21 protein-coding genes are annotated in these 19,707 nt (G+C 40.0%); 1 reads left to right on the forward strand and 20 read right to left on the reverse strand.

The window, feature by feature from the left end:
* Nucleotides 1-21 precede the first annotated feature (21 nt).
* From HMPREF2637_RS00250 to HMPREF2637_RS00335, 18 genes are all read right to left on the reverse strand, one after another.
* Nucleotides 22-567 carry an ECF-type riboflavin transporter substrate-binding protein gene (locus HMPREF2637_RS00250; RefSeq protein ID WP_002889953.1) on the reverse strand — a complete coding sequence of 182 codons (546 nt, stop codon included), beginning with the start codon at nt 565-567 and terminating at the stop codon, nt 22-24.
* Between the two features lie 9 nt (nt 568-576).
* On the reverse strand, nt 577-1,425 hold the full coding sequence (locus tag HMPREF2637_RS00255) for an SAM hydrolase/SAM-dependent halogenase family protein (RefSeq protein WP_064524915.1): 849 nt from the start codon (nt 1,423-1,425) through the stop codon (nt 577-579).
* 150 nt (nt 1,426-1,575) lie between these two features.
* Nucleotides 1,576-2,784, reverse strand: coding sequence for a serine/threonine transporter SstT (gene sstT / locus HMPREF2637_RS00260; protein WP_064524913.1), 1,209 nt, complete (start codon nt 2,782-2,784; stop codon nt 1,576-1,578).
* A gap of 123 nt (nt 2,785-2,907) precedes the next feature.
* On the reverse strand, nt 2,908-3,600 hold the full coding sequence (locus HMPREF2637_RS00265) for a methionine ABC transporter permease (protein ID WP_002883771.1): 693 nt from the start codon (nt 3,598-3,600) through the stop codon (nt 2,908-2,910).
* Nucleotides 3,600-4,667, reverse strand: a complete 1,068-nt coding sequence (locus tag HMPREF2637_RS00270; RefSeq protein WP_013990051.1) for a methionine ABC transporter ATP-binding protein — start codon at nt 4,665-4,667, stop codon at nt 3,600-3,602. Before HMPREF2637_RS00270 ends, HMPREF2637_RS00265 begins: the two co-directional genes overlap by 1 nt.
* A complete protein-coding gene (locus HMPREF2637_RS00275) occupies nt 4,660-6,033 on the reverse strand; it encodes a M20/M25/M40 family metallo-hydrolase (protein ID WP_037599003.1) in 1,374 nt (457 codons plus the stop codon). The genes HMPREF2637_RS00270 and HMPREF2637_RS00275 overlap by 8 nt, the downstream gene beginning before the upstream one ends.
* A gap of 60 nt (nt 6,034-6,093) precedes the next feature.
* Nucleotides 6,094-6,996 (reverse strand): MetQ/NlpA family ABC transporter substrate-binding protein, encoded by a 903-nt coding sequence (locus HMPREF2637_RS00280; protein WP_014633605.1) that lies wholly within the window; start codon nt 6,994-6,996, stop codon nt 6,094-6,096.
* A gap of 164 nt (nt 6,997-7,160) precedes the next feature.
* Entirely contained in the window at nt 7,161-7,877 is a 717-nt protein-coding gene (locus tag HMPREF2637_RS00285; RefSeq protein WP_014633885.1) for an ABC transporter ATP-binding protein, read from the reverse strand.
* Between the two features lies 1 nt (nt 7,878).
* Nucleotides 7,879-8,658, reverse strand: a complete 780-nt coding sequence (locus HMPREF2637_RS00290) for an energy-coupling factor transporter transmembrane component T (RefSeq protein WP_064524911.1) — start codon at nt 8,656-8,658, stop codon at nt 7,879-7,881.
* Nucleotides 8,655-9,632 carry a cobalt transporter CbiM gene (gene cbiM / locus HMPREF2637_RS00295; protein ID WP_064524909.1) on the reverse strand — a complete coding sequence of 326 codons (978 nt, stop codon included), beginning with the start codon at nt 9,630-9,632 and terminating at the stop codon, nt 8,655-8,657. Before cbiM ends, HMPREF2637_RS00290 begins: the two co-directional genes overlap by 4 nt.
* Nucleotides 9,633-9,635: 3 nt before the next feature.
* A complete protein-coding gene (locus HMPREF2637_RS00300; protein ID WP_064524907.1) occupies nt 9,636-10,475 on the reverse strand; it encodes an urease accessory protein UreD in 840 nt (279 codons plus the stop codon).
* A 1-nt stretch (nt 10,476) separates the two neighbouring features.
* Complete coding sequence (gene ureG / locus HMPREF2637_RS00305) at nt 10,477-11,091, reverse strand: urease accessory protein UreG (RefSeq protein ID WP_002889928.1); 615 nt, start codon at nt 11,089-11,091, stop codon at nt 10,477-10,479.
* A 29-nt stretch (nt 11,092-11,120) separates the two neighbouring features.
* Complete coding sequence (locus tag HMPREF2637_RS00310) at nt 11,121-11,834, reverse strand: urease accessory protein UreF (RefSeq protein WP_070838882.1); 714 nt, start codon at nt 11,832-11,834, stop codon at nt 11,121-11,123.
* Nucleotides 11,824-12,276: an urease accessory protein UreE gene (gene ureE / locus HMPREF2637_RS00315; RefSeq protein WP_002949549.1), complete on the reverse strand. Its 453-nt coding sequence runs from the start codon at nt 12,274-12,276 to the stop codon at nt 11,824-11,826. Before ureE ends, HMPREF2637_RS00310 begins: the two co-directional genes overlap by 11 nt.
* A 140-nt stretch (nt 12,277-12,416) precedes the next feature.
* Nucleotides 12,417-14,135, reverse strand: a complete 1,719-nt coding sequence (gene ureC / locus HMPREF2637_RS00320; RefSeq protein ID WP_002886560.1) for an urease subunit alpha — start codon at nt 14,133-14,135, stop codon at nt 12,417-12,419.
* Between the two features lie 15 nt (nt 14,136-14,150).
* Nucleotides 14,151-14,462, reverse strand: a complete 312-nt coding sequence (locus tag HMPREF2637_RS00325; protein WP_002886559.1) for an urease subunit beta — start codon at nt 14,460-14,462, stop codon at nt 14,151-14,153.
* An 11-nt stretch (nt 14,463-14,473) separates the two neighbouring features.
* Nucleotides 14,474-14,776: an urease subunit gamma gene (locus HMPREF2637_RS00330; RefSeq protein WP_002886558.1), complete on the reverse strand. Its 303-nt coding sequence runs from the start codon at nt 14,774-14,776 to the stop codon at nt 14,474-14,476.
* A 24-nt stretch (nt 14,777-14,800) separates the two neighbouring features.
* On the reverse strand, nt 14,801-15,316 hold the full coding sequence (locus HMPREF2637_RS00335; RefSeq protein ID WP_070838883.1) for an AmiS/UreI family transporter: 516 nt from the start codon (nt 15,314-15,316) through the stop codon (nt 14,801-14,803).
* A gap of 407 nt (nt 15,317-15,723) precedes the next feature.
* Here HMPREF2637_RS00335 and HMPREF2637_RS00340 point away from each other — a divergent pair, with 407 nt between their 5' ends.
* Complete coding sequence (locus HMPREF2637_RS00340) at nt 15,724-17,115, forward strand: DUF4153 domain-containing protein (protein ID WP_070838884.1); 1,392 nt, start codon at nt 15,724-15,726, stop codon at nt 17,113-17,115.
* Nucleotides 17,116-17,165: 50 nt separating this feature from the next.
* On the opposite strand, the gene HMPREF2637_RS00345 is transcribed toward HMPREF2637_RS00340, so the two are convergent.
* Nucleotides 17,166-17,498 (reverse strand): DUF805 domain-containing protein, encoded by a 333-nt coding sequence (locus tag HMPREF2637_RS00345; RefSeq protein ID WP_070838885.1) that lies wholly within the window; start codon nt 17,496-17,498, stop codon nt 17,166-17,168.
* Between the two features lie 110 nt (nt 17,499-17,608).
* Complete coding sequence (locus HMPREF2637_RS00350; RefSeq protein ID WP_070838886.1) at nt 17,609-19,705, reverse strand: peptide cleavage/export ABC transporter; 2,097 nt, start codon at nt 19,703-19,705, stop codon at nt 17,609-17,611.
* Nucleotides 19,706-19,707 lie beyond the last annotated feature (2 nt).

Consider the following 19,707-nt stretch of genomic DNA (forward strand, 5'->3'; position numbering starts at 1 on the left):
CCTACTCTCCTATGATTCATGCTAGTCTTTGGTAAGACTACCAGATTGTGTACGTGAGCCAGCATAGATTGCAAGAAGGAGGGTTCCTCCGATTGCAATTGTAATAAAGTTAGCTACGCCAGCTACAAAACTTTGTGCATAAAGATATGACCAGGCTTGTGCGAATTGGAGTCTATCACCAATAGGGGTAACGATACCATAGGCAATAAGGAGGGCCAATGCTTGTGCTAGGTTAAACCAAATCATACTCATCAAAGAAAACTTGCCAGTTGTCACATCATATTTTTTGTTGAATAGACCAATTACAAGACCTGTAATGGCACTTGCAAACACCCAAGCCCATGAGATATTTCCGTATTGAATACCATCTTTAAGCGCATGCCCAATAAAGCCCATAAAGAAACCTGTAATGGGCCCAAAAATTACTGAGAATAGGGCTTGAACAGCATACTGAAGTTGGATGCTGGTATTCCCAAAAATAGGAATATTAACAAACATACCAATGATAATAAAGAGTGCTGCACCAATACCTGTCGCAACTACTGTACGAATTGAATTATTTTTCATAATCTTACTTTAATCTCCTAAACGTTTAATTTCAATGTGCCAGTTAGACCCTACACCAACATTATAAGCCTTAGCAAAAGACCCTTGGTTAATGGCTAAGCCAACACGATAGAGGGAATTGATATAAATAATTGGCTGACCGATACGAACATCCGCAAAAGATTTCCCATAGGTAACTTGATTTTGGTAGACCAACATATCATTGTTAAAGATGGTCACCTCGAATCGATCACCAAAGTTTGGTTCCAAGGCATAAAAGTCATCACGTGTGATAGAGGTCCAAAGAGAGCCGAAACGGACGTCCAAAATGTCAATTGCACCACGAACCAAATTATCCTCTATGATGGTTTCAACCACTGGAAGCTCTAGAATTTTGTCCACAGGTAACTCAGGACCTACTTCTCCAAAACCGATATGACCAGAAGCTAATTTGGCACCTGTATAGGCATAAACATCACGACCATGGAAGGTATAAGATAGCTCCGTATTACTACGACGATTCTCAACTTCTGAAATTTCACGGACAGCAACGATACCGACATCCTTCTTGATATAAGAAAGTGTTCCGTTATCTGGTGTGACGATATATTGCCCCGTCTTTGTTAAGGCAACCACACTTTTACGTGATGAGCCTACACCCGGATCAACTACCGAAACAAAGGTTGTTCCCTTTGGCCAGTACTCGACAGTCTGAAACAGACGATAAGAAGCTTCAAAAGTGTTGTAGGGAGTAATATCATGTGTAAGGTGATGAACTCCCAAACTTGGTTCTTCTTGAAGGGCCACACCAATCATGGCTGAAACAGCACCGTCAACCAAACCAAAGTCTGATTGAAGCACCAATAAATTATTAGTCATAAATGTTTCACCTTTTCTCTTTGAACGGTTTATTTTACCATATTTTATGGGCTTTTTAAAGATGATAGATTCTTGAGCTAGCTATAGTCTTTGACTATGTTTTCTCCAAAATCAAAAAGCCAGCCAAATAGGCCGACCTTATACAATTAGCTATGCTTTCTTCCAACAGCTCTTTTCTGCTACTGCTGTAAAGAGAACGTCTGTTGAAGAATTAAGGGCTGTTTCACAAGAGTCTTGGATGACACCTACGATAAAGCCGACACCGACAACTTGCATGGCCAAATCATTTGAGATACCAAAGAGGCTACATGCTACTGGCACTAATAGGAGGGATCCTCCAGCAATACCTGAGGCACCACAAGCAGAAATAGCTGAAACCACGCTAAGAATGAGTGCTGTCGCAAAGTCGACCTGAATTCCCAAAGTCGTTACTGCAGCAAGCGTTAAGACATTGATTGTCACGGCTGCTCCAGCCATATTAATAGTTGACCCCAATGGGATAGAAACCGAATAGGTATCAGGATTCAAACCAAGATCCTTACAAAGCTGAAGGTTAACTGGAATATTGGCTGCTGACGAGCGAGTAAAGAAGGCTGTAATCCCAGAGTCTTTCAAACAACGGAAAACTAGTGGGAAAGGATTTTTGCCCATCATCACAAAAGCAATGATTGGATTAACAACCAAGGCAACAAAGGCCATTGTTCCCACTAAAACTAGGATTAGGACACCATAATCTGCCAAAACACCGACACCATTCTCAGAAATAGTATTAAAGACAAGACCAAGGATACCAAATGGGGCCAAGTTGATAATCCAACGAACGATTTGCGAAGTCACTTCTGCCAAGGTATTAAGCAAATCCTTCGTGTGATTGCTAGCTGTTCGCATGGCAAAACCAAAGACAACTGCCCATACCAAAACACCAATATAGTTAGCTTGAGCCAAGGCATTGACAGGGTTATCCACCATCTTAAGCAATAAATCTTTAAAAACTTCTCCCACACCTTGAGGTGCTGTCGCTTTAGTCGCTGCAGCTGCTCCCAACTTCAGAGAAATTGGAAAAATATAGTGAGAAATAACTGCCGTCAAAGCAGCCGCAAAGGTCCCAAAGAGATAAAGAACAATAACTGTCTTCATGTTGCTTTGTTGACCTTCTCGCGTTTGGGAAAGGGCATTGGCAACCAAGGCAAAGACCAAAAGTGGGGCAATTGCCTTCAAACCACCAACAAACATGTCTCCCAAGAGACCAATAACCGTAAACTTAGGAACAAGCAAACCAAGCACAGCACCCACTACCACACCAATGGCAATACGCTTAATTAGACTGGTTCTATTCCAAGTTGAAATAAAACGTTTCATAACTCATTAACTCCTTTTTTATGGTTAGCTCAACCATAAAGCATTCGATAGCTTCCATACTATGATAAATATCTGAAATCGTCAAGACATGAGAAAAGCCTGTAGCAAACAGGCTCTCAAATCCTATTTATGACTTAATTTACGAGTCAAGAAATCACCCAAGAATTGGATAAGGAAAATCAAAATCAAAATCAAGAAAGTTGCCAAAATGGTAACTGATGTACTTGAACGGTTATATCCATAGTAGATGGCGATGTAACCTAGACCACCTGCACCGATAGCACCGGCCATTGCAGTCTCACCGACTAGGGAAATCAGAGTTACGGTTGATACACGAACCAACTCAGGTAGACCTTCACCAAGGTAAACCTTAATCGTATCCCAAAGTGTTGCACCACTTGCTTGTGCTGCTTCAATAACGCCACGGTCAAGATCTGCAAGCACCACCTGTACTTGACGTGCAAAGAATGGGAAGGTTGCAGCTGACAATGGAACCAAGGCCGCTGTCATACCGAGGTTAGTCCCCACGATAAAGTAAGTGAATCCTTTCAAAATCGCCAAGAGGATAATGAAAGGAATGGCACGGAAGATTGAAGTGATTTTATCCAAGATTTGGAAAACAAATTTATTTTCAATAACTCCACGAGGACCTGTCAATACCAAGAAGAGCCCCATAACAAGACCAAGAAGTCCCCCAATGATGAAGGAAATAACCGTCATGTAGAGAGTCGCATAGATGGCGTCTGGCCAAGAGTTAACCCCCTGCATACCGATACGATAAATATCTGGAAAGTTTTGTTGAATCCAATCTGCCATTATTGGGCTCCTTTCTTAAGTACTTGCAAGCTGACACCTGCATTTTCAATCGCTTTTTGAGCAGCAAGAACCTGATCCGCTTCACCATCCAAGACAACGACCAATTCACCAACAGGAGTATCACCTAGAATCTCAACGTTACCATAAAGGATGTTACTTGAAACTCCGTACTCTTTGAAAAGTTCGGTCAAGAGTGGCTCATCTGTTGAAGAACCAGCATATTTAAGTTGAACGAGAAGGGCTGAGCTTGGTAAGTTTTTCACCAAAGGTTGTGCATTAATCTTAGCCAAGGCATCTTCAATCCCTGCTGCAGTTTCAATAAATTCTTGTGTCAAATCTTCTTGAGGATTTGAGAAGATATCAAGAACACTGCCCTCTTCCAAAAGTTGACCATTTTGCATAACGGCAACACGGTTACAAATATCTTTAACAATTTGCATTTCGTGAGTGATCATAACCACCGTCAAACCAAGCTTTTTATTCAAATCCTGCAATAGTGAAAGAATTTGCTTAGTTGTTTTAGGGTCAAGAGCTGATGTAGACTCATCTGAAATCAAGATTTCAGGATCATTAGCCAAGGCACGCGCAATCGCTACACGTTGTTTTTGACCACCTGACAATTGTGCAGGATAGTTTTCCGCACGATCAGCCAAATCAACCAATTCCAAAAGACCACGAATTTTTTTGTCTTTCTCTTCATTGCTTAGTTTAGAATGACGAAGGGCAAAGGCTACATTTTCATAAGCCGTCTTTTGAGCCATAAGGTTAAAGTGTTGGAAAATCATCCCAATCGTTTGACGTTTCTGACGTAATTCTTTTGTCGACAATTGGACCTTACCATCTGCAAAAGTCACATCTTTACCGATAGTGATTTTACCAGCGGTAGGCACTTGCAAAAGATTGATTGCGCGCACAAGGGTAGATTTACCAGCCCCTGAATAACCAACAATTCCGTAAATATCACCTTTTTCAATCTGGATAGACACATCCTTAACCGCTTGAATAGTGCGGCGTTTCTGCGTAAAGGTGATATCAATATTTTTCAAATCAATAATGACATTACTCATAACTTGCAATTAACTCCTTAATTAGTTCAATGTGGGTGTAGTAATCTGCTAAGCTGACATTTTCATCCCCACCATGGTCACGACTGTTAGCATTCCCTATACCAAAGGCTGCCATAGGAACACCCAAAGCTTGATGAATCATATGCATAGGCCCTGTACCTGCTGCTGTTGGAAGCACAGCAACGCCCTCTTCATAAAAGCCTTTTGCTAACTCAATAACATTGACAATAGCTGGATCAGACATATCACTACGATAACTTTCTTCACCAAGAGTGAAGGTCACCTTGATACGGTCAAATCCTTCTTTTTTGAGGTGTGCCTTGATACACTCCAAAACGTACTCAGGTGTCAAGCCAGGGACCAAACGCATCTCCATCTTAGCTCTGGCTTGAGCTGGTAAGATAGTCTTAACCCCTTGCCCCTGATAACCTGTTGAAATGCCTTCAATGGAAAGGGCAGGTTCAAAATAGTAAGTTTTTAAGAAAGCTCGGCGGTCACTTTCTAAAATGGGTAGTTTTAAGCCGTAAATCTTACGGAGACTATCTGCATTTTCAATGGCATAAGTTTCAATAAGATCCATCTCTCGTTCGTTTGGTTGGACAATCTTTTCATAGATACCGTCGATAAGAATACGTCCCTGATCATCTCTCATGCTTGAAATAGCATTGAGCAAGTACCATGAAGCCGATTCAATCACGGCACCAAATTTAGAATGAATATCAACGTCAGCACTCTCGACAGACAAATCAAAGGTAATAATTCCCTTGTTGCCCCCTGTGATTTCCACTTGACCTTTACTATTTCGATTTCCTTGCTCCCAAACCAATAGGTCTGCTGGAAGAAGGTCATCTCGGTATTTTTCCAAATATTTTTCAAGGTCGGTTGAAGCAGATTCTTCAGCTCCTTCCATCATAAACGTAATATTTACAGGAAGATCGCCAACCTCTCGAATATATTTCCGAAGAGCTGTCAAACGAGCCGTGATGTGGCCCTTATCATCATCAACACCACGACCATACATGTAGCCCTTACGAACTGTCAGACGGAAAGGTTCATCTGTCCATGGCTGATCATTATCCGCAGGAACCGTATCATAGTGTTGATAGAAAATAATTGTTTTCGCATCTGGATTTGGACTCTTGAATTTTGCCAAGACAAAAGGTGCCGTATAGGTCTCGTCAATTGTCACCTCTGCGCCAACACCAGAGAAAATCTCACCAAGGTAAGCAGCCACATCATAGAGACCAATATTTTGAGCAAAAATAGATTTTTTAGAAATCAAAGTCCGCAAGACTTCAAAATAGTGCTGAGCAATTTCATCGTTACGGAATTTTCGTAACTGCTCTTCTTCACTTGAAAATGCCATCAAATCGTCTCCTTCATACACGACAAAATGGCGTGCTCTCACACGCCCTCTGTCTTTAGCTTATTTCTTTGAATTAGCTTTCAATTGATCTTGTGTTGGGGCACCTTTCCATGCTGGAAGGTCAACCTTGTTAGATGCATCATAGATGATTTGTGCTACTTCATCGTTTTGGTAGGCTTTAATCAAAGTCTTGATAGCATCAGCTTTATTTGATTTTTCCCAATCTTTATTAGCTGCAATGATGTTAACCCAATCTTTCAAATCTTGACTTGGTTCTTCTTGGAAGAGAGTTGTATCATAGTTAACGTTTTGTTGTTGTGCGTATGAGTTATTAACAACCGCTGCATCTACTGATGAAAGCGTTTGGGCAGCTTGTTCAGCTGAGATTTCTTTGATGTCCAATTTCTTTGGATTCTCAGAAATGTTCTTGATAGTTGCCAATTCACCATCTTTAACATCCAATTTAATCAAACCAGCTGTTTGAAGAAGTGTCAAAGCACGGCTTTCGTTTGTACCATCGTTAGGTACTGAGATTGTAGCTCCTTCTGGAAGCTCTTTAACATCTTTATACTTAGCTTTTCCGTTTTCAGTACCTGAGAAAAGGTGGATTGGGCTAAGAAGTGTGTCAGCTGCCGCAACAACATCACCTTTATTTTCTTTGTTCCAGTTGTTCAAGAAATAAATGTGTTGGAAAGCATTAACATCGATTTCACCGTTTTTAAGGGCTTCATTTGGTTGGTTGTAGTCTGTGAACTCTTTCAACTCGATAGTAACACCCTTGTCTTTAGCCAATTCTTTGACTTTATCCCACAATGGCTCAGTTGTATCATCCAAAGTCATGATACCAACTGTCAAAGTTTTATCATCTTTAGCTGATTTATTACCACCAGCACCACAAGCAGCCAAAGCTACTGTTGAAGCGACTGCCAATCCCGTAATTCCAAGAATTTTTTTAAGTTTCATAATACTCTCCTTTGAGATTGATTGTTTTTATTGTAACAGAATTCACTAAGCTTAACTAATACTTAAACATAATCAAGGTGATAAGAAAATACTATCACCTCAAAATATCAATTGTTTGACAAAGAAAAAGTAGAAAACCAATAACGATTTTCTACTTATATTTGTTAATAATGTGACAAACGCTCAATTACTTGCTGGTTATTGAGCACTTCCTGGGCAGGAAAGAAATCAGCTTTGCCATCTTCAAAAAGAAGAACATCAGCCTTTTCATGATGAAGGTGCTTAAAGTGATGAGCAGACATGATAATGGTTTTCCCAGCTGAATGAAGCTCATGTAGAAGTTCCCTAAAAAATTCTTCATATTCTTTCGAGAGATTATTGAAGGGTTCATCAAGAATATAGACATCTGGATTCGTTACCATGATACTGGCAAAGGCCACTTTCTTCTTTTCTCCACCAGACAGTTGATAGGGAACGCGATCCCTTAAATCTTCAATTTTCAGTAGGGATAGTGTGTCTTGGACCCGCTGTGAGACTTCTTCTTCGGTCAGACCTAGCTGACGAGGACCAAAAGCAATCTCATCATAGACAGTACTATTAAATAATTGACTATCCACATCCTGAAAGAGGATTCCGAGGCGACTATAAAAATCTCGTTTTTGACGTTTGTCCTTCAGCCATTCTTTGAGGTCCTTCCCTAAGAAAAGAATACGTCCAGATTCTTCCTGCTTGAAGCCGGTTAATAAACTGATAAGACTCGATTTCCCAGTCCCGTTTTCTCCCATCAACATCACATATTGTCCTTGTCTAATCTCCAAATCAAGACCAGTAAAGACCTTTTTTTGTTCATAGGCACAGGCCACTTGATTCAATTGAAACATCTCATCCTCCTAACAGAATCTGTCCTAAAATCACTGCTACTAGACTTATCAAGGCCAGCCAGTCCTTCCATGTGAATGACTGTGATGACTTGACATACTCACCAACAAAGCAACGTGCTTCCATGGCTTGAGTCAGTTCCTCACCATAGCGTATGGCTTTAAGGTATAAAATTCCCCAGATATTACTTCCAATCCGGAAACGATGATTGCCACCAAAGCTTCGCGCTTCAATCCCTTTGAGCAAATCCATTAATTGTTTTCCAAAGACATCGATATATTTTATGGTGATATCTAACTGGAGCAGAACAAGATCAGGAAAATGCAACCCTTTTAATGCCGCTAACATCTCACTTATTGTACTCGTCTCTGAATAATAAGCAATGGCTACGGCAATCAAAGGAAGTCTAAAAAGAAAGAGTGATTGACCTCCACTAAGTAAGAGATGCGGTAGATAAAGAACTAAAGGAAAAATCAACAACACTACAGTCTTTTTCAAGGTTCTTACTAAAATAGAATGCGGTAAAAAAGCCACTCCAGCTCCTAAAAACAAGGCTAGAATCCACAAAACTGTGAGATTTCGGCTAATTCCTACTGAAATAAGTAAGAAAAAGAGAAGTAAAACCTTAGCCGTTGGATGAAAGACTGATGCTACTTTTAAAGGATGCGTTTCAAACTTTTGAAGAAGAGCTTCCAGATGGTGACGATTCCGGATAAGAAAGTTATTTCTACCGACTTTAGTGACTATCGGGCGCTCTTCCGACATCCATTCTGGCAGAATCATTTTTCAACCTTTCTACCGAAAATCAAGCGATAGAGGATGAAGAAAATCAAAACAGCAGAAGCAGCGCTCAAGACATAACCCAAGACTTCTGGAACGCCTGCGATACTATAATCTGGGAAGAGGGCATTAAATGAGAAACCATTCAACATTCCTTTTGGCGCTTGGGCTTCCACATGATAATGAGCCAATTTTTCTACCAACTCTTTGACATCCCATTCCGCAAAAGCTGTTCCCGTCGCCAATAAACCAAGTGGTGTTAGGATAATCAAGGCTAGGATAAAGAGCAATAAAGGACGTAGTTTTTTAGTCGTTAGTTCCTGAGTATTATCAATATTCAAACGTTCAATGAATTCTTGAACACCAGCTGTGAAGAATCCTTCTACCAGACCGATGAGGAGGTGAGTCAAGCCCATTACTGGAAGTGTCACTCTCAAAGGGTATGGATTGTAAAGCGGATTACCACTGCTATCTTTAAAGAGAATAGGCTGAATTCCAAGTAAAACTGCAACAGTCAGAGCCGCAGCTACAATCCCAATATAACCTCCAAAAAAGCTGGCAATTATCCTGTTCTTTGTCCACTTATTCAAGAGTTTATAAACAGCATAACCTACAAATGGCATAACAACGGCCATACAAAAGGCATTGGCACCAAAGGCCAAGATTCCACCATCACCAAAGAGCAAGGCCTGCATAGCCAGGGCTACACTAACTGCTAAACAGGAAGCCCAAGGTCCCAACAATATAGCAATTAGTACTGCCCCAACAGCATGGGCACTCGTTCCACCCGGAGCTGGAAGATTAAACATCATGATAAGAAAGGACAAGGAAGTCCCGATTCCCAACATAGGAATCGTTTTTTTATCCGTATCAACTTTAACCTTTACCTCCTTGACAGCCTTATACCAAATAGGCAACATAACTGCCCCCATTGCCGCACAAGTCATAGGGCTTAAGTAATTTTCAGGAATATGCATTTTTTATCTCCTCATATCATTTTTTCTCAAATTCAAAGGGGTTAATCCATGTATTTCTTGTCTAAAATAGTCTGCACAGGCATAAATGACGCGACGATTATCCTCGGCAGTTTTTCCTAAGATACGTAACACCAGACCCGGGATATCTAAGGATGAAATAGCAAAATCAGACTCTAAATTCAGATTTTCTAAGTGCTTCTGCAAAGCCTTAACAAAAGCCTCGTCAATATTTGGTGACACCATTACCAAACTATTGTAATTACGCCAGCCTTCAAAATAACCAAGTTTAAACATATCTTGTTTCTGAGGTTCTAAGAGAGTCTGATCGCTATAAACAAGCTCATTATCTTGGTAAATTTGTGTCAAATTACGAAAATAATGGTATTGAAACGGTAAATCCTCATGAGACCAACCTGCCGTTACACCATCTGAATAAATCAAGTGGGCAGACTTATCCATATCAATACGACTTGTTTGAAAATAGCGTGATTTTAAATAGGGAATAACTTCATCAGCCATGTACTCCAAATAACTATTTTCTTCAAGTGTGATGGACGTATTCTGTTGTGTCAACTGTCCTTTCTCACACTTGTAAACATAGGTAGGTGTTTGAGTTGTCACCAAGGCATGAGCATCTTTATTAACATCAATGGTCACTTGATACTGCTCACCCTCGACAAAGCCCCCACCCATATTAATTAGGAAATAGTAAGGAACGCCATTGGCATCTGAATTATCTGCCGATACTCGAGAGTTGCCTTCTTGGTATTTCTTGTGGGAAATTGTACGACCATTTCGGTTTGAAAATCCAAGATGGACAAAACCATCGTAAACTTGTGTCATCTTACAAGTCCTCTAGTAGGAAATTCTTACGAATCCATTCTTCTACTTCCTTAACATTGTCATCATTATTCAAATTTGTGAAAATGAAAGAATCTTCGTTACGGAAATGAAGGGTATCTTCACGCATACGGTCTAGGTTGGCTCCAACATAAGGTGCAAGATCAGTCTTATTAATCAAGAACAAATCACTCTTAATCATCCCTTGACCAGCCTTACGTGGGATTTTTTCACCCTGAGCAACGTCAATAATATAAATGGTAAAATCAACCAAATCAGGGCTGAAGGTCGCAGCCAAGTTGTCTCCACCACTTTCAAGGAAAATAACATCCAAATCATGGTTAAAGCGTTCTTGAAGAGTTTCAATCGCTTCAAAGTTCATAGAGGCATCCTCACGAATCGCAGTATGAGGACATCCACCAGTTTCTACACCAATGATACGGTCTTCGTCTAAGCTTGAATTTTTAGCCAAGAAAAGGGCATCTTCTTTTGTATAGATATCGTTAGTAATAACTGCTAAATTTAAGTCGGACATACGTCGTGTAAGACGCTCAAGCAAAAGGGTTTTACCTGAACCAACAGGTCCACCAACTCCAATAATTACAGTACGTTTTGTCATTGTTTTTTCCTCTCAACCTTGTTGATATTTTAGGACATGAATAGGCGGAATACCTGTGTTTCATGTTTCATCTGAGCTAATTCAAGACCAGGCGTATTGGCCCCAAGGTAGGACGCATCCAATTCTTGAATTTCTTGTGTCATTTTTTCTAATTGTGAAAAGCTACGTAAAACAATCTCTTGTCCAGCAAACTGTCCAAGTGGAATGGCACGAACAGCATTTTGAACCATCGTCGAAATCACGCTATAGCCGTAAAGTGCAATGGCTTCACTACATCCCAAGCCCTTGTTAAAGACATAGAGCGCAAAGACAATAGCTGGATTGCCAAAGACCTCACCCTTACGTATTTTGGACTGATAGTCATCCAATACCGGAATAGCATGGAGCCTTTGAATGAGTCGAAGCATTTGCTTAGCAATCATCTTAGTCCCCTGTCTTGTTTCACGCGCTTGCGTCGAAACTGTCAAGACCTTATCATAATGCCAAACCTGCTCTATGTTATCTGTAACCATAGCATCATAAACCAGTTTGATTACAAGACCTTCACCATATTTAAACTGACTAGCTAAATAGGCTTCTTGCCACTCTTCGTAACCTTTATCATCTGTTACAGTGTCTTCACGCAGATAATTTTCCATCCCAAATGAGTGGTTAAATGATCCAATTGGAAAGGTTGAATCGACAATTTGCACAATTTCAAGATAATCTTGCAAAGACACATTAGCAAAGGGATTAATGTTCATGGGCAGTTAAATTCACATGGCGTAGGGGTTTATCAAGGACCACTTCTTCAATCGTGTAGGCAATCTCTTTTTGAGTCAAGACTTGCTCTACAACTGGGTCAACCTCTAAATAAATCTTGGCATCTTTCACCTCAATCGGTTTATGAGTATTCCCAAGAATGTGAGCTGTGATTCCCATTTCATCCATATCTTTAGGTGAGATGACAATCAAATCCTGTGACTCAACACCAATAGCTAGGACATGGTGATCATCGATGAAAAAGGCAGATCCATTTTGCAATTTTTGTCCCTTATCAAGACGAATACCAAATTCATTCCCATGATCACTCTTCACACGAATAATTTTTTTGTTAAGGTCGTCACTCGAAAGAATGACTGTTTCAATATGGTATTTATCCACATCGATATCTTTAACAAGAGCATCTACTTTTGTAAAAATCATACTTTTTCCTTTTCTATTACATTTTAAAAGTCTAGCATCATACTCATATAGCAACTTAATAAAGTGCTAAAAACGTTATGGCTGTAAAATACAAAAGAGGTTGGAGGAAGAATTCCAGCCTCATGTATATAGCGTTTTCCTTAGAACAAGAAATAACGTTGAGACAATGATGTCGTATGGATTGGCTCACAAGTAACCAACTCATCATCAATAAAGACATCAAAGGTCTGTGGATCGATACGGATTGTTTTTGGAGCGTAGTCATTAAGCTTCATATCACGCTTAGTCAAGTTACGTGTATTCTTAACAGGAAGAACAATCTTATTCAAACCAATTTCTTCTTTGATACCGTGATCATAAGCATATTGAGAGACAAATGTAAGATTTGTTTCATGAACCGCTTGACCGTAAGCACCGTATAATTTACGCATGATACGTGGTTGAGGTGTTGGAAGACTTGAACCAGCGTCACCCATAACACCATAAGTTAACATACCACCCTTAAGCACCAACTTAGGTTTTGCACCAAATTGTGCTGGTTCCCAGATAACCAAATCTGCAAATTTACCAACTTCTACAGAACCGATATAGTCTGCAATACCATTGGTGATGGCAGGGTTAATTGTATATTTAGCCACGTAACGTTTGATACGGTTATTATCGTTAAACTCTGAATCCCCTTCAAGTGGACCACGCTGAGCCTTCATCTTATCAGCTAGTTGCCAACAACGCATTGCTACTTCACCGACACGTCCCATAGCCATGGCATCTGAAGTCATGATACTAAGGGCTCCCATATCGTGAAGAACATCTTCTGCAGCCACAGTTTGTTTACGAACACGTGATTCGGCAAAAGAGACGTCTTCTGGGATTTTTGGATCCAAGTGGTGACAAACCATAACCATATCTAACAACTCACCAATAGCATTTGTAGTATATGGGTTAGTTGGGTTAGTTGATGATGGCAAAATATTTTCCTTACCTGCAAAGACCATAATATCTGGAGCGTGCCCACCACCAGAACCTTCGGTATGGAAGGTATGGACGGTACGACCTTGGAAAGATTCCAAAGTATTTTCCATAAATCCACCCTCATTCAAAGAGTCGGTGTGGACCGCAAAAGAAACATCGTATTTATCCGCAACTTTAAGGGAATTATCAATTCCTGCGTAAGTCGCACCCCAGTCCTCGTGTGTCTTAATTCCTGCTGCACCAGCTTTAATTTGCTCTTCAACCACTTCAGTCTCAGAACCAACACCTTTGGCAAGGAAACCAAAGTTAGCAGGCATATCGTCAACAGCTTGCAACATACGAGTAATATGGAATTTACCTGGTGTACATGTTGTTGCATTACTACCGTCAGCGGGACCAGTACCACCACCAAAGAGGGTCGTAATTCCATTATCCAAACCAAATTCAGGAAGGTCAGCAGAAATATAATGTACGTGGAGGTCAATACCACCGGCAGTCACAATCAAACCTTCTGCTGCAATGGCTTCTGTACTAGCACCCACAACAAAATCCACATTGTCCATTGTATCTGGGTTACCACCACGACCAATAGCAACAATCTTACCATCACGAATACCGATATCTGCTTTAATAATACCTGTATAGTCAATGATGGTTGCACCTGTAATAATGGTATCAACAACTGATGGATTGTCACGTGTTTCCGTAGCACTAACACCCATACCATCACGCAAAACTTTACCGCCACCGAACTTAGATTCCTGTCCATAAACAGTAAAGTCTTTTTCAATGGCTGCAAAAAGATTGGTATCTCCAAGACGTACGCTATCACCTACAGTTGGTCCATAGTGTTGAGCATACTCTTCACGATCCATTTTAAAACTCATCGATTTGTCCTCTTTCTAGTCTAAGAAACCATTGACCTTGTTATTGAAACCAAAAATACGACGTTTCCCTCCAAAGTCAATAAGTTGTACTGTTTTCGTTTCACCTGGCTCAAAACGAATGGCTGTACCCGCTGGAATATCTAGACGTTTGCCTCGCGCCTTTTCACGATCAAATTGAAGACCAGCTTCGTTTGCTTCATAAAAATGGTAGTGAGAACCCACTTGAGCAGCACGGTCACCCACATTTTTCACTTCAAGACTAATGGCTTCGTAACCACCGTTATAATCAATTGGCTCACTCGCCACATGGTATTCACCTGGAATCATTACACTTCTCCTTACTGAATAGGATCATGAACAGTAACCAGTTTTGTACTGTCCGTAAAAGTAGCTTCAACTTGAATCATTGGAATCATTTCTGCAATACCTTCCATAACATCTTCACGTGTTAAGAGATTGCGAGCCTCATCCATCAGTTGGGCAACAGTTTTACCTTCTCTTGCACCTTCAAGCACATAGTCAGTGATTAAAGCAACTGCTTCTGGATGATTCAATTTGATTCCTTTGTCTTTACGTCGTTGAGCAATCATAGCCGCAAGGCTAATCATCATTTTTTCCTGCTCGCGCATTGTCAATTGCATCGTTTTTCCTCCTTAAATCAATGCTTACCACTTGCCCCAAAGCATCAAAAGCCCTGGAATCCAAGCTGTTACAATTCCTTCAAAAATAGCTAGGTAAGGGACAAATTTTCCTAGGTTCTTCTTAAGGTTAATTTCAATAAAGGCAGTTAGCCATAGAATACCCCACAAGAACCAAATAATACCATACCAAGCATTACCACCATATCCAGATGTTAAGCAAAGAATCCCTGCTGGTATCGTATTAATTGCCACAAACAAGCTAAACCAGCCGTACAAACGTTGATCAAAATCAAAGATTGTATTGATAGCTGAATAAAGATATGTAAAAGCAAACAAAAGACCTGTGGCACTACCATAAAACCATTCAGCGCCTTTTCCTGTGCAGGCTCCATAAGCAATGACAATAATGTTGAGAATCAATCCCAAACCACCTGTAAAGATATTCATAACAACATTTGATTTGTCGGGAATACCTTCCAAGCGATGAAATCCATTACTCATTAAAACCATGCCAACATAGAGTAGGATAACACCTAACATAAGAACCTCCTAAGTTTTTTATGTTAATATCATACTACTTTGACAACACATGTCAACGAATTTTCAGAAATTTTGCAACATTTAGATGGTAGTCAATCTAACATAAAGTGTCAAAAAATGACATCACCTTTAGTGATCCTCGATTGAAGTCCTTTGCTCAATCCCAGATAAACAAACAGTTAATCTCTAAAAAACTATCTTTAGCATTTGACAGTTTCTGACAATATAACCCGTACAATCTATCATTCAATGTGAGCACAATATTTTTTACTCACCTATTTTTCCAACTCAGTTCTCCAGACCTAAGTCCATAGACCTATTTTTAGTAATTTTACAGTTGGGTGACAAAATCGAACATTTTTTATGATAAAGTCTTTTTTGGACTAACATCCAAAAGGAGAATTATGATGGAAACAAATAACTATACTACTAATTTACAGCTAGTCTCCCAGGAATATTCCGACGAAAAGACTAGTCTTCAAACCAGAACCAAGAAACTCTTGGAATATTTTTCACCAAAAGACATTTGGAAAATTAAGGGACTGATTGTCGCCTGTCTCGTGGCCTGCTTCCTATATGTCACTTACTTGACCCATTTTTCCTTTGCCTTTCCAGCAACCCTTGTCTTAATCAGTACGATTGAACTGGGCTGTCGTCTATTAGGTGGAAAAGCAAAGGGAATGCGACTTAAATCGGCAATATTTATGGTCACTAGTCTACTACAAGGTTTACAAATTAGTCTTTGGGGTCTGCACGACAACTGGGGAAGCGCTCAGATTCTTTGCCTTTATGCGAGTATCCTCCTTTACTTAATGGCACGTACTGGACAAAGTAGTCAAGACCGTTTGGGAATTATGGTTTGGCTAGACCTCATATACACTAGCTGCATCTTCCCACTGAAATATTTCTTTATCGGAGCCTGGACACTACTCTATAAAACATCACCTAAACAAGAGCTCTCTGAAGAAGAAAAACATGCAGTTCAGAACCACAAATGGATGATTCTCATTAGTATCATGATTGCCTTGGTACTGACTGTATTCGCTGCTAGTCAGCTTAGTCAGGTCTTGCCTGCTTTCGGACAACTCTGGCAACAGTTCTTCCAGACACTTGCTACTCTACTTGATTTCACTATCACCTTCAAGGATAACGGATTATTGTTCTCTCGTTTAATAACCAGTATCCCTCTGGCTCTAGGACTTTTTGCTCAACTCATTGCAACCTATTTGGCAAAAGAAAAGCCACTTAGTCAAAAACGATTTGAAGGCCGTCTTAAAACAACCCGTCAGTTTCCAAAAGTAGCAGCTTATATCGTACTCGGAAGCCTCTGCCTTAATTATGCCCTATTCATATTAACTGCCACTAGTCAAATGGTAGAACTCCTTTCTCTCAACCAAGTCAACATTCCAGCCCATCAAGCCTCACATATTGCTGTTCAGGGCTTCTGGCAATTAGTTCGAGTCTCTACCCTTAACTTGGGAATCCTAGCTGGACTTTATATTTTTTCTAAAGAAAACTTCTTCACCCACAAGGGGCTTCGTTTGTTGAGTACCCTACTCTTTACTTTTGCTAGCCTCTTTGCCCTTATCGCCGGCTGGAAACTCTTTGGCGTTTATATAGCACTCTATGGTGTAACGCCACGTCGCTTACTATCAGGTTGGTTTGTCACAGTACTCTTTATTTGGTGTGTCCTAACACTTATTAGACTTTATAAGCCTATCCAGGCAACCCGTCTCGCTGTATTTTATGCAACTATCAGCTTCACCTTGGTTAGCCTCTTAGGTAGCTTTATTTTATAAGAAAAAAGAGTGGAACTAGATTAACTAGTTTCACCCTTTTTATATTGGAGTTATTTTGAATCTCTTGTGGGAAAGGCATACATCACCCAAAGAGCTACTGTTAATGGAGTTGCTTTTAATACAATCCAAGCAACATTGAAATTGGCATCACGCAGACGACGAATTTGAATAGAAATTGTAGGAAGCGCCGTTGCTGCTATAAATAGAATGAAAGCTGTCAATGTAAAGCCAGCAGCTCTTGTTTCCCCAAGTAAGTCCATCAGTAGGAAAATCAAACTACCGATAATTCCATTAATCAAGACAACCCACCAATAGTCTGATCGTTTTGTACGACCATAAAAATCGAGATAGCCTAACCAAAAATTTTTATATGCCTCTAACATGTTTACACCTCTTAATAGTCTGCTACCAGTATACTATATTAATAAGATAGGTGCAAGATGTGAAAATTTAGACTTCTTAAGTTTTCTACATATATAATAGGAAGATTATTTTAAATAAACTGGAATGGATTTAAATTAGGACTGTCTGACTCAATCTGGCCACTCACCATGGTCACTACACGACTGACATGTTGACGTACACTATTGCGGTGAGCAATAAAAATCATTGTTCGTTTAATCTTAGCAAGATTAGCCATGACCCTGCTTTCAGTATCACTATCGAGACCACTGGTAGCTTCGTCAAAAATCAAGATAGGCTGTTTGGACAAGAGAGACCTCGCTATAGCCAAGCGTTGTTTTTGACCACCTGATAGACCACCGTCTTCAGATACTTGGGTCTGAAAGCCTAGTGGCATTTTTTGAATATCCTCTAAGATATCAGCTTGTTGACAAACTTTAAGAAGTTTTTTCTCGTCAACTTCTCCTTCAAATCCTAATAGCAGATTTTCTAAAATGGTTCCCGTAAACACATAGGTCTGTTGTGGAACATAGGTTACCAACTGGCGCAACTCCGCATGGCTAATAGCATCTTTATCTAGGGTTACACGACCACTAGATTTCGTATAATAACCTGACAACATTTTAGCTAAGGTCGTTTTTCCAGATCCACTCTTACCCATGAGGGCGATTTTCTCACCCTTATGAATCGTTAAATCAATCTTACTAAGCGTCTCTTGCTGATAACTAAAACGGTGACTGACTCCTTTAAAAGCAAGTTGTTTAAAAGATAACTCTTTAAGTTTTCCTTTTTCTTCCTTGTCCACAACATAAACTTCTTGAAGACGATTATTGGCGACTTTGGCTTGCTGGATTTTAGATTGGAGATTGATGATATTAATTAAAGGAGTTGTAAAATAATTCAACAACATATTATAGGTAATCAACTGACCTGCAGATAGTTGCCCTTCCATAACCAATTGTGCCCCATACCAGAGGATAAAGACATTAGAAACTAACTGAACCCCTGTCTTTAAGCCATCCTGCGTTAATTGCCACTTGGCCTTAGACAAAGACTTCTTCAAATAGTCATGGAATTTCACCTCAATTTCCCGATAGCGTCTTTCCTCAACCCTCAAGGATTTTAAGGTTTCAATACCTCGCAAATCATCAATAACAGCGGTATTGACCTGACTATTTGCCTCCATCAATTGATAATTTTCCTTTTCAAAAAGCTTATAGAATGCCAGAATGATTAAAACATAAAGAGGAACTCCCGTGAGAGTCATCAAAAAAAGTGACTGATTTTGTACAATAAGAGCCACAGCTAGAGTCATCACAATGGTCACATCTAGAAAAATCGATAAAATCGTTGAAGCTAGAGCATCGATAATGGTGTTGGCATCTCCAAAACGTGACGTGATTTCACCAGTACGACGTGAACTAAAGAAACTAATAGGCAGGGAAAGGACATGCTTGATATATGGAAGAATGACAGCAATGGACAGGTAATTACCCAATCGATGTAGAAGATAATCTTTGAAAAAAGTAAAAACTTGTTGAGCAAGATAAGAGATACATAAGCCTAGTGAAATCATGGTCAGAAGATTATAGGCCCCCTGAGGAATCAAGCGGTCAATAATAGATTGCAAATAATAAGAACCAATAATATTAACTAGTGTCACTAGAAAACTTAACAAGACAATGACTGCAATCAATCCCTTACGACGAAACAAAATTGGTAAAAATGAAAGAAGCCCAGGCACATCTTCTTTGTATTTAGTGTAGGTTTCTCCTGGAACAAAAAAGAGAGCAACTCCCGTCCACTCTTTGGCAAACTCCTCTAAGGGCATTTTAATAACCTTCTTGCTAGGATCTGGATCACCAATAACAAGCTTCCCCTTGATTTGACCAAACACCGTATAATAATGTTGCAGTCCACCTTCTTTAACCACATGTGCAATAAAAGGATAAGATAGGCTTTCTTGTTTAAACAAGTCTAAATCCGCACGAATAGCCTGAGTTTCAAGACCCAACTGCTTGGCCGCTTCAACCAAACCAAGCGCAGAAGTGCCTTCACGAGAAGTCTGAGCCAACTCCCGCAAATAAGCTAAACTATAAGATGAACCATAGTGTTTAAGAATCATGGCCAAGGCAGCGACACCACAGTCACGCTGATCAACCTGTGAAATATATGGATATTTTGACATGG

It is taken from the genome of Streptococcus sp. HMSC065H07, assembly GCF_001837325.1.
Taxonomy (GTDB): Bacteria; Bacillota; Bacilli; order Lactobacillales; family Streptococcaceae; genus Streptococcus; species Streptococcus salivarius_H.